At 47.7% G+C, this 10520-nt stretch carries 10 protein-coding genes; 7 read left to right on the forward strand and 3 right to left on the reverse strand.

What is annotated here, in order from left to right; translation table 11 throughout:
* Positions 1 to 530 precede the first annotated feature (530 nt).
* Both IMQ48_RS21220 and IMQ48_RS21225 read left to right on the forward strand, forming a co-directional pair.
* On the forward strand, positions 531 to 2645 hold the full coding sequence (locus IMQ48_RS21220; RefSeq protein WP_196210545.1) for a bifunctional diguanylate cyclase/phosphodiesterase: 2115 nt from the start codon (positions 531 to 533) through the stop codon (positions 2643 to 2645).
* Between the two features lie 67 nt (positions 2646 to 2712).
* Positions 2713 to 3945, forward strand: coding sequence for a sensor domain-containing diguanylate cyclase (locus tag IMQ48_RS21225; RefSeq protein ID WP_196210546.1), 1233 nt, complete (start codon positions 2713 to 2715; stop codon positions 3943 to 3945).
* On the opposite strand, the gene smrA is transcribed toward IMQ48_RS21225, so the two are convergent.
* Positions 3942 to 4505 carry a DNA endonuclease SmrA gene (gene smrA / locus IMQ48_RS21230; protein ID WP_196210547.1) on the reverse strand — a complete coding sequence of 188 codons (564 nt, stop codon included), beginning with the start codon at positions 4503 to 4505 and terminating at the stop codon, positions 3942 to 3944. The genes IMQ48_RS21225 and smrA overlap by 4 nt on opposite strands.
* 212 nt (positions 4506 to 4717) lie before the next feature.
* Between smrA and ogt the strand changes: the two genes are divergently transcribed.
* The 4 genes from ogt to uspE all read left to right on the forward strand — a co-directional run bounded on the left by ogt (position 4718) and on the right by uspE (position 8336).
* Positions 4718 to 5233: a methylated-DNA--[protein]-cysteine S-methyltransferase gene (gene ogt / locus IMQ48_RS21235; RefSeq protein ID WP_196210548.1), complete on the forward strand. Its 516-nt coding sequence runs from the start codon at positions 4718 to 4720 to the stop codon at positions 5231 to 5233.
* 194 nt (positions 5234 to 5427) lie between these two features.
* Positions 5428 to 6180 (forward strand): fumarate/nitrate reduction transcriptional regulator Fnr, encoded by a 753-nt coding sequence (fnr, locus tag IMQ48_RS21240; RefSeq protein ID WP_135911931.1) that lies wholly within the window; start codon positions 5428 to 5430, stop codon positions 6178 to 6180.
* 185 nt (positions 6181 to 6365) lie between these two features.
* Entirely contained in the window at positions 6366 to 7181 is an 816-nt protein-coding gene (locus tag IMQ48_RS21245; RefSeq protein ID WP_196210549.1) for an APH(3')-I family aminoglycoside O-phosphotransferase, read from the forward strand.
* 204 nt (positions 7182 to 7385) lie between these two features.
* Positions 7386 to 8336 carry a universal stress protein UspE gene (uspE, locus tag IMQ48_RS21250; RefSeq protein ID WP_196210550.1) on the forward strand — a complete coding sequence of 317 codons (951 nt, stop codon included), beginning with the start codon at positions 7386 to 7388 and terminating at the stop codon, positions 8334 to 8336.
* A 48-nt stretch (positions 8337 to 8384) separates the two neighbouring features.
* Here the strand turns inward: uspE and IMQ48_RS21255 are convergent, their stop codons facing one another.
* Positions 8385 to 8645: a DUF2534 family protein gene (locus IMQ48_RS21255; RefSeq protein ID WP_096756906.1), complete on the reverse strand. Its 261-nt coding sequence runs from the start codon at positions 8643 to 8645 to the stop codon at positions 8385 to 8387.
* 249 nt (positions 8646 to 8894) lie between these two features.
* Here IMQ48_RS21255 and IMQ48_RS21260 point away from each other — a divergent pair, with 249 nt between their 5' ends.
* Positions 8895 to 9926 (forward strand): mechanosensitive ion channel family protein, encoded by a 1032-nt coding sequence (locus IMQ48_RS21260; RefSeq protein WP_196210551.1) that lies wholly within the window; start codon positions 8895 to 8897, stop codon positions 9924 to 9926.
* Positions 9927 to 9968: 42 nt separating this feature from the next.
* On the opposite strand, the gene IMQ48_RS21265 is transcribed toward IMQ48_RS21260, so the two are convergent.
* Positions 9969 to 10376, reverse strand: coding sequence for a cupin domain-containing protein (locus IMQ48_RS21265; protein ID WP_196210552.1), 408 nt, complete (start codon positions 10374 to 10376; stop codon positions 9969 to 9971).
* Positions 10377 to 10520: the final 144 nt, after the last annotated feature.

Consider the following 10520-nt stretch of genomic DNA (forward strand, 5'->3'; position numbering starts at 1 on the left):
TGATAACTACATTAGCTCCTGATGATAACAATAGCTCCATCACATTGAGAATAAAAAGCGTTAATATCAAAAATGAAATAATAAACGTCCTGACGCTAATATCATTTAACATTTTAATCCTGCTCACCAAGAAATAATGAAAATGCGGGTAGTATTTTTTATAGCAGTTGCAATGCAGATTACCATTCCCTGACATGGAAACCTGAATATTCAATTAGACCCTACTTTATTTTCACTTAAGGCGCATTATTACACCTACAATTTTAACTAGTTCAGTGCTTTATTCTGCAAAATTTGAACATAGACCACACAGTCAGATTATTGTGATGTGGAGCACGCGATGCCCGCAAAACGCACGGATCCATAAATATGGTGAATGATTACATAAGTAAAGATCGCACATTTTCCATGTTATAGAGGCTCTACCTAATACTCATAGTGAAAAAATAAGAACAGTCTTGGTTTTATCAGGTTAACTTGACAAAACCTGCTAGATTTAACATCACGGCTTTTTATATATAGGTAGTACGATGTTGCACGTGTCGTGGGATCCGGTACTGATTGGGATTTCCTTTGTTGTCGCTTTTATTGCCTCTTTTATTGCTCTCGACAGTGCGGGAAAAGTGGCGATCTCCAGTCGACGTGAATCGACCTTCTGGCGATTATCCGGTGGTGCAACGCTGGGTATGGGGATCTGGTCAATGCATTTTATCGGTATGCTGGCCATGAAAATGAACATACCGATAAATTATCACTTCACGCTCACCGCTGTTTCTTTCCTTATTGCCCTTGTTAGCGCAACGCTTGCCATCAGTATCGCCATATCCGGCCAGACGTTATCCACAAAGCGGCTGGCCATCGCCACCGGTCTGTTAAGTACTGGCGTCGTGGCGATGCACTATGTTGGTATGGTAGCCATTATTGAACATATGGCGATTATCTGGGATCGCGCGTTAATTCTGCTCTCAGTAATCATTGCCGTCGTGGCATCGGGTGTGGGCTTATGGCTGGCCTTTCATTTACGCCAAAATACCCGACGCATGTTGATTAACCGCCTTATTGCCGCGCTCATTATGGCGCTGGCTATTGCATCTATGCATTACACAGGGATGGGCGCGGCGACCTTCACTCACCTCGGACACAGCATGAACGAAGGACTCAGCACGCTGGAACTGTCCATCTGGGTCAGTGCCATTACCCTGGTAATACTGGGGATTATGCTGGTGATTTCGATGGTGGATTCCCAACTGCGGACATCCCGACTGGCGGATAATTTGCATCAGTTGAACTGCCAGCTTGAACATCAAGTCCACTTTGATCCGCTGACCGGGCTTGCCAACCGCACCCAGATTGATACCTGTCTACAGTCCTGTCTGCAGTACTCCAAACTGCATCATCACCCTTTTGCGCTGGTCTTTATCGATCTCGATCGGTTCAAAGTGGTCAACGATACCTGGGGTCATCACATTGGCGATCAACTGCTGATCGCCAGTACGCAACGCATCTATACCTGTCTGGATGACACCATGACCCTCGCAAGGTTAGGTGGTGATGAATTTATTCTGCTGGTACCAAATAGTGGCAGAGATACTATCTCCGACCTGCTGGCCCGGATCGCGGGCGTCATCAAAGAGCCATTTACTTTATGCGGACATACCCTGCGGATTTCGCTAAGTGCAGGGAGTAGTATTTATCCTGAACATGGTGCAACGCTACATGAGTTAAAAGTGAAGGCCGATATGGCGATGTACCATGTCAAGCAGGCAGGCAGAAACGGTTGGGCAATTTATACCCCCGAAATGGAGTCAATCGCGGATACTCCACCCACGTTCTTACAAGAACTGTCACAGGCGCTTGAGCGCAATCAATTTGAACTATGGTATCAGCCCAAATATACCGCAGGTGATCATACGCTGACCGGTTTTGAGGCGCTCCTTCGCTGGCATCACCCCGAACGCGGTATGTTGCTGCCCGCTGAGTTTCTTCCGGCACTTGAAGAAACTGGCCTAATCATTCCAGTCGGCGACTGGGTAATTCGTCAGGCCTGTTTTCAGTTACACCAATGGAAGTTACAAGGCCATAGCCAGTGGACGCTCGCCGTGAATCTATCATCCGCCCAGTTTGACCAGCATGATATCGTCGATATTGTCTGTAATGCTCTCGCGCAATATCAGCTGTCACCAACGCAATTAACGCTGGAACTGACTGAAAGTACAGCCCTTAAAAATTTAAAACATAGCATCAACGTGTTGAATGCGTTTTCAGCTCTCGGCATCACCATTTCCATTGATGATTTTGGCACCGGTTATTCAAATATACTGATGTTAAAGTCACTCCCGGCACGGGAATTAAAAATTGACAGAATATTTGTCAAAGATATTAGCGAGAACAGCAAAAATACAAAAATCGTGTCTACTATTATTGACATAGCCCACTCGATGAATATGTGTGTAGTAGCTGAAGGCATAGAGACGCCGGAGCAGGAAATACTGCTAACCCAAATGGGATGCAGGGTGCTACAAGGTTTCCTGTTTGCTAAGCCAGTGCCCGCACATCAGATTCACGAATTGATGCACACGGAAAACAGCATAATACCGATACTGGCCGTACCCTCCTTGTCTCACCGGCAATCAATACCGTTGTGAGATTGAAGAATGATTATTCTTTGCCAGTCAGTCGGCAACACAGCCTATAAAGATAACGGGATTATCGATGAGCATAAACGAACTACATTCACTGGATTTATTAACCACTCCGGTCTGGATCGTTTCGCCACATACCGAAGAATTGATGTTCGCTAATGCCGTTGCACGGGAAATCATGCAGGCTACAGATTTTTCCCGACTCAGAAAGGGATTATTCTCGACCCATGCCCAGGCTGATTTAACCATGTACCTCAGCGACCTGAAAAATCAACATGACATCGTAGAAATTCTTACGGTTTACCGGGACGGTGAGGAAATCGCACAGGCCTGCCGCCTGTCCATCAGAGAACTGGCAGATTACGGTAATGTCATCCTCTTTGAAGGCATTGAACCCCCTGCAACTCAGGGGCTAAAAGCTAGCCGTTCCGCCAACTACCAACGTAAAAAACAGGGGTTTTACGCGCGTTTTTTCCTGACTAACTCGGCACCGATGCTACTGATCGATCCGTCCCGTGATGGGCTGATTGTCGATGCGAACCTAAGCGCCCTTAACTTCTATGGTTATAGCCATGACATGATGTGTCAGAAGCATACCTGGGAAATCAATATGCTGGGGCGCCATATATTACCGGTGATGCATAAAATAGCGCATCTGCCAGGCGGTCATAAGCCCTTGCATTTTGTACACAAACTGGCCGATGGCAGTACTCGGCACGTACAAACCTACGCGGGTCCCATCGAAATTTACGGTAATAAGCTGATGCTGTGCATCATTCATGATATTACCGAACAAAAACGTCTTGAGCAGGAACTGGAACGGGCTGCTCTGCATGACGCCTTGACCGGATTACTTAACCGCAGACATTTTTATCACGTCACCGAGCCGGAACAAACACACGCCATGTCGTTGACCCAGGACTACAGTTTGCTACTGATCGACACCGATCGTTTCAAAAGCATTAATGATCTCTTTGGTCATTTAAAGGGGGATGACGTGCTATGTGCGCTGGCTCGCACGCTGGAAGCCTGTGCACGCAAGGACGATCTGGTGTTCCGTTGGGGAGGTGAAGAATTTGTGCTGCTCCTGCCACGTACGTCTCTCGACGTGGCCCTCAATCTTGCAGAAACTATACGCGCGACGGTGGCCCGGGTCAGTCTGCCAGGCCTTCCCCGTTTTACCGTCAGCATCGGCGTGGCGCGGCATGATGCGAATGAAAGCATTGATGAATTATTTAAACGCGTGGACGACGCATTATACAAAGCCAAGAACGAAGGCAGAAACCGGGTACTGGCCGCCTAGCGACTGCGTTTTGCGTGCCGCTCCCAGTTTTCTTGCCTGGCCTGCTCCGTTTTACGTAATGCAACGTAGCAGGCACCGCTGCCACCGTGGTGCGGCTGAGCACTGCAGTAGGCCTGCACGTCGTCAAACTCAGCCAACCAGCGCGCCACATAGCTGCGCACTATGTTAGCGTGAGAGTTATCGTCTCGTCCCTTACCGTGAATAATGAGCACGTTACGTAGCCCCTCCTGTCGAGCCTGATGGATAAAACTGAATAACATTTGACGACATGTCTCAACGGACTGACGCAGGAGATTAAGGCTCGCCTGCTGGGGGTACTTGCCGCTACGCAACTTATCGGTAACGCCCTGCTGTAAACCCTCGCGACGAAACGCCAGCGGTTGACTCAACGGTACGATATCCAGGAAGCCCGTCGAGAGAAAATTATCCAACTGCAGCGTATCCATGCGCGCCGGCGCGCGAAGATTGCGTGAAGGCTGCCAGTGGATATCAGTACAGCCCTTCAGCGGTTCAACATCCCCCATAGCGTCCAGAAACAATGATGCATCTTCAGGGTGCATGTCTCATCCTCCAGCATTTTTCGATGACCATTATCATAACCGCGCACTCTATATACCGACAGTGGTTTGCAGTTATTTCCAATAATATGATGGTGTCTCTGGCGGGTTCATTATTGGATCTAAGGGGGTATAGCTGTGAATATCCATGGCGTGATATGGTGTAATCCCGCTGACTGAGACGGGTCTTGTCCCGCCTGTATTGAGAGAAACGGATGCTTAATTTACTTGAAGACACTATCACAACGCCGCTAGGCCCACTGTGGATCATCTGCGATGAACAATTTCGCCTGCGTGCCGTCGAATGGGACCAGCATAGCGATCGTATGGAACAGCTGCTGGATATTCACTATCGTGTTGAAGGTTATCAGCGTATTGCCGCCAAAAATCCCGGTGGGTTAAGCGATAAACTGTCCGATTATTTCGCGGGTAATCTGAGCATCATTGATACGCTTGTAACCGCCACCGCGGGTACTCCGTTTCAACGCGAAGTCTGGCAAGCGCTGCGAACGATCCCCTGCGGGCAGGTAATGCACTACGGGCAACTGGCCGAACAGCTGGGGCGTCCTGGTGCCGCCAGAGCCGTCGGTGCGGCAAATGGATCTAACCCGGTCAGCATCGTTGTTCCCTGTCATCGCGTGATTGGACGTAACGGTACCATGACAGGATATGCAGGTGGCGTGCAGCGAAAAGAGTGGTTATTACGCCATGAAGGTTATTTGCTACTCTAGGATCCAGGCAATTAATGCCTTATCCATCACACTTCCATACAAAGCAACTGCAAATATAATGTGGTTAATCAGCAACATACAAACATTCACCCCATTTATACCTGAATTATTCTCTATTGGGAGTAGCTCAGGCTTACGTGCTCACCAAAAAGATGTTAAAATTGACAAATATCAATTACGGCTTGAGCAGACCTATGATCCCGGAAAAGCGAATTATACGGCGCATTCAGTCTGGCGGTTGTGCTATCCATTGCCAGGATTGCAGCATCAGCCAGCTTTGCATCCCGTTCACACTTAACGAGCATGAACTAGACCAGCTCGATAATATCATTGAGCGCAAAAAGCCTATCCAAAAGGGGCAGACGCTCTTTAAAGCAGGTGACGAGCTTAAATCACTCTATGCTATCCGCTCCGGAACGATTAAAAGCTACACCATCACTGAGCAAGGTGATGAGCAAATTACCGGTTTTCATCTGGCGGGCGATTTAGTCGGTTTTGACGCTATTGGTAGCGGTCATCACCCAAGCTTTGCACAGGCTCTTGAAACCTCAATGGTATGTGAAATCCCATTCGAGACCCTGGATGACCTGTCCGGTAAAATGCCGAATCTGCGTCAGCAGATGATGCGTCTGATGAGCGGTGAGATCAAAGGCGATCAGGATATGATCCTGTTGTTGTCGAAGAAGAACGCTGAAGAACGTTTAGCGGCCTTCATCTATAACCTGTCTCGTCGTTTTGCCCAACGTGGATTCTCGCCTCGCGAATTCCGCCTGACGATGACCCGTGGTGATATCGGTAACTACCTCGGTTTAACGGTCGAAACCATCAGTCGTCTGCTGGGTCGCTTCCAGAAAAGCGGCATGCTGGCGGTGAAAGGTAAATATATCACTATCGAGAATAGCGACGCACTGGCTGTTCTCGCTGGCCACTCGCGCAACGTTGCTTAATCTTTCTACAAGCATCGCAGTTACCCTTCTGTCGCATCGCTAAATTTTCCCAATTTACTGGTAGGCAGAAGGTTCCCCCTGTTCTAATCATCAATCGTCGATTTTTTCAGCTGTGCCTGTCTGGTATCCATTTCAGTTTACAATCAGTGCCGCTGCTATGTGCCAGAAGCAAAACAAGGAGTGTTATGAATAATATTCAAAGGGAAAAATGGTGCTCAGGTTTGCAATTAAACTCTAGCCTGGACGCTGACCTGCAGGGATATAAATGGGCGCGTGATCATGTTGGTCAATCTGGCGCAGCGGTCTATCGATTGTATGGTAAAGCTGATGCACCAGAATTGTATCTGAAGCGAGGCAAAGAGTCAGTTGCCGATGATATTACAGATGAAATGGTTCGACTCAACTGGTTAAAGGCTTACTTGCCCCTTCCAACCATTACGCATTTTACCCGTACGCCTGATGAGGCATTGCTACTCACAACGGCGATACCAGGAAAGACAGCATTCCAGATGTTAGAAGAATGCCCCGACAAACGTAATGATATTGTTGATGCGCTCGCAGTATTCCTGCAGCGGTTACATAGGATCCCTGTAAGCCACTGTCCTTTTAATAGCGATCATCAGTTTCGACTCGCATTGGCACAAACACGAATGAATAACGGCCTGGTCGATGCTGATGATTTTGATGATGAGCGCAAGGGTTGGTCCGTCGTGCAAGTCTGGAATGAAATGTTGTCCCTTTTACCCTTCTCATCCGATCCCGTGGTGACGCACGGTGACTTCTCCCTGGATAACCTTATTTTTAGTCAGGGTGAAGTAGTTGGTTGTATTGATGTTGGGCGCGTTGGAATCGCCGATCGATACCAGGATCTAGCTATCCTCTGGAACTGTCTCAGTGAATTTTCACCTTCTTTGCAGAATAGGCTTTTTGAACAATATGGCATCACAGCCCCCAACCTGGAAAAGTTACAGTTTCATTTGATGCTCGATGAGTTTTTTTAAATTAATGGAAAGTCACCACCTGGTCTGACGTACTAAAGGGCCACATATGCTGATAAAAATTGTTTGAATTTAGCGGGATGTGGACAGAAACCCTGGATTTTCCTGATTTATTGATCTGGCAGGAGGTTCTCCCCTGTTTCAATCCACATTATTGGGTTACTCTTTTAGTGACAAACTGCAGTGACAGTTGTAAGGAGACCCTGTATGGCTATGTATCAAAATATGCTGGTGGTCATCGATCCGAACCAGGACGATCAACCTGCATTACGGCGAGCTGTTTATTTGCATCAACGGATTGGTGGCAAAATTAAAGCCTTTCTGCCGATCTATGACTTTTCCTATGAAATGACTACCCTGTTGTCGCCAGATGAGCGTACGGCAATGCGTCAGGGTGTTATCAGTCAGCGAACGGCATGGATACGTGAACAAGCGAAATACTATATCGATGCAGGTATTCCTCTTGATATTAAAGTGGTCTGGCACAACCGTCCCTTTGAAGCCATCATCCAGGAAGTCATCAGTGCTAAGCATGACCTGGTCCTTAAAATGGCTCACCAACACGATCGCCTGGAAGCGGTGATTTTCACTCCGACCGACTGGCATTTATTGCGTAAGTGCCCAAGCCCTGTGTGGATGGTCAAAGACCAGCCATGGCCGGAAGGCGGGAAAGCGCTAGTCGCCGTCAACCTGGCCAGTGAAGAAGCGTATCACAACGCCCTCAACGAAAAACTGATTAAAGAAACACTGCTGCTCGCAGAGCAGGTCAACCATACCGAAGTCCATCTGGTCGGCGCCTACCCTGTAACGCCCATCAATATCGCCATTGAGCTGCCTGAATTTGACCCGAGCGTTTATAACGATGCGATCCGTGGACAGCATCTGCTGGCCATGAAGGCATTACGCCAGAAATTCAGCATCGATGAGAAAGTCACACACGTTGAAAAAGGACTGCCTGAAGAGGTCATTCCTGATTTGGCTGAGCATTTACAAGCGGGTATCGTGGTACTGGGCACCGTTGGGCGTACCGGTATTTCAGCGGCGTTCCTTGGAAATACAGCGGAACAAGTCATTGACCATCTACGTTGCGACCTGCTGGTCATTAAGCCCGATCAGTATCAGACACCGGTCGAACTGGACGACGACGAAGACGATTAATCACGCAGCAACATGCCGGATGGCGTTGTCATCCGGCCTCATAAGCGCTTAGTGCTTATCCTCACCGCCCAGGAAGTAGATCCCAAGTGGGATCGCCAGCAGAATAGTAAACACCATACTGTAGACGCCAATCATTGCCGATTGGATGGCATACATTGAGGCAGTCCAGTCAGAAAGCGGGATATTGTACTGTTCAATGACCCCACCGATCGTGGCTCGTGTGACCACCGATGCAGCAATGATAAACACCCCAAGCAGACACAACAGAAATTTTCTTCCCTTCGCTGTCTTCAGCTTAGCCATGATCATAGTCTCGTCCTTTTCTTGTTCAGATAAAAAAACCGTTACTTTGCAATAACAATACCATGACATCGCCCTATTGTCTGCTACATAAACTGCTCGCAGGGTTGACATCAGCGTTATTCAACTGAAAATAGCGCTGATTATATTATTTATATATCCTCATGATGAATGATATGACCGCCTGTTGCGGGTAAAATACCTGAGAATCAGGATGTCAGATAATATTTTGCTAACACGGAGTCGCCAGGGAGAATCATGATCGCTGAATTGTTTATGAATAATGCCTTTAATCTAACGGTCATTCTCAGCTGCTGTGCAGCATTAGTACTGATGAGCGTCTGGTTTCATCGTAGTGAAAAACACTGCAAAGGATTCATATTCCACGCGGCGCAGTTTTTCGTCTACGCCATTATTATTGGTACGTTTGGCAGCATCGCCAATAACGTTATCGATAGCTATAAGCTGACATTTATCTCACCCAGCGTGGTTGATTTTCTCTGTACCTCTTTGATTGCACTAATTTTGACTACAAAACTCTTTCTGGTGATTAACCAGTTTGAAAAAACACAGATTAATAAAGGCCGGGACATCACCAGCGCCCGGATCCTGTCGCGTATTATTAAAATTACAATCGTAATTGCCATTATTTTACTCTACGGTGAACATTTCGGCATGAGCCTGTCTGGCCTGTTAACCTTTGGTGGTATCGGCGGTATTGCCGTTGGTATGGCGGGGAAAGATATTCTGAGTAATTTCTTCTCGGGCATCATGCTGTATTTTGACCGACCATTCAGCATCGGTGACTGGATCCGCTCCCCGGACAGAAATATCGAAGGTACGGTGAGCGAAATTGGCTGGCGAATGACCAAAATAAATACTTTCGATCACCGGCCCCTGTATGTCCCCAACTCGATTTTCTCCTCCATTAGCGTAGAAAACCCGGGCAGGATGAGCAATCGACGGATAAAAACGGTGATCGGGCTACGTTATGAAGATGCTGATAAAATAGGCACGATTGTCGATGCCGTCAGACAGATGCTGCAAAATCATCCCGGTATTGATCAGAAGCAGACCCTGCTGGTCTATTTTAATGAGTTTGCCGATTCTTCGCTAAATATCATGGTCTACTGTTTCACAAAAACAACCGTATGGCAGGAGTGGCTTGCCGTACAGCAGGATGTTTATTTAAAAATTATCACCCTGGTCCAGGAAAATGGCGCCGACTTTGCCTTCCCCAGCCAGACGCTGTATATGGATAATCCTCAGCCTCAAGGTTCTGTTCACTAAACGGAATAAGACGCGGAACACCGCGTCTTATCTGACTATCAGTCAGGGGAGTAAGTTGTACTCTTCATCGGTGACCGGTTCCAGCCATTCGTTCGACGCGCCGGGTGCCGGGATTTCCACCGCAATATGCGCAAACCAACTGTCACGCGCAGCACCGTGCCAGTGTTTCATTCCCGCAGGAATATGCACCACATCACCCGTCTTAAGCTCGCGTGCAGGCTGGTTCCACTCCTGGTACCAACCTCTTCCACCGGTTACTAACAGAATTTGTCCCCCCTGGTGATGGATATGCCAGAAGTTACGGCAGCCTGGTTCAAACGCCACGTTGCCAATCACTACCCCTTCCATAGACAACATAGTCAGATAGCTGGTCCCGGTAAAATATTTTGCATAAGCTTCATTTTTCTCTCCCCGGGGAAAGACGCTGTTACCATCAAATGGTTCGTTCATAATGACTCCGGTGTGGTAGCAGGGTTCTGCCACTGTGTGCTGAAAACAGCCAAATTATAATAACTCAGCATCCCGGGGAGTAGAGGGCGAAATAAGAACATACTTATGAACATTATTCATAAGTGCCCGTACAAACAGAATAAG

It is taken from the genome of Citrobacter sp. Res13-Sevr-PEB04-36 (assembly GCF_015672735.1).
GTDB lineage: Bacteria > Pseudomonadota > Gammaproteobacteria > Enterobacterales > Enterobacteriaceae > Citrobacter.

What these genes read in the sequence shown, in the direction of transcription:
- IMQ48_RS21260 (WP_196210551.1), top strand. Translation starts at nt 8,895, where the DNA reads ATGATCGCTGAATTGTTTATGAATAATGCCTTTAATCTAACGGTCATT.
- IMQ48_RS21255 (WP_096756906.1), bottom strand. Translation starts at nt 8,645, where the DNA reads ATGATCATGGCTAAGCTGAAGACAGCGAAGGGAAGAAAATTTCTGTTG.
- ogt (WP_196210548.1), top strand. Translation starts at nt 4,718, where the DNA reads ATGCTTAATTTACTTGAAGACACTATCACAACGCCGCTAGGCCCACTG.
- uspE (WP_196210550.1), top strand. Translation starts at nt 7,386, where the DNA reads ATGGCTATGTATCAAAATATGCTGGTGGTCATCGATCCGAACCAGGAC.
- IMQ48_RS21265 (WP_196210552.1), bottom strand. Translation starts at nt 10,376, where the DNA reads ATGAACGAACCATTTGATGGTAACAGCGTCTTTCCCCGGGGAGAGAAA.
- IMQ48_RS21220 (WP_196210545.1), top strand. Translation starts at nt 531, where the DNA reads ATGTTGCACGTGTCGTGGGATCCGGTACTGATTGGGATTTCCTTTGTT.
- fnr (WP_135911931.1), top strand. Translation starts at nt 5,428, where the DNA reads ATGATCCCGGAAAAGCGAATTATACGGCGCATTCAGTCTGGCGGTTGT.
- smrA (WP_196210547.1), bottom strand. Translation starts at nt 4,505, where the DNA reads ATGCACCCTGAAGATGCATCATTGTTTCTGGACGCTATGGGGGATGTT.
- IMQ48_RS21225 (WP_196210546.1), top strand. Translation starts at nt 2,713, where the DNA reads ATGAGCATAAACGAACTACATTCACTGGATTTATTAACCACTCCGGTC.
- IMQ48_RS21245 (WP_196210549.1), top strand. Translation starts at nt 6,366, where the DNA reads ATGAATAATATTCAAAGGGAAAAATGGTGCTCAGGTTTGCAATTAAAC.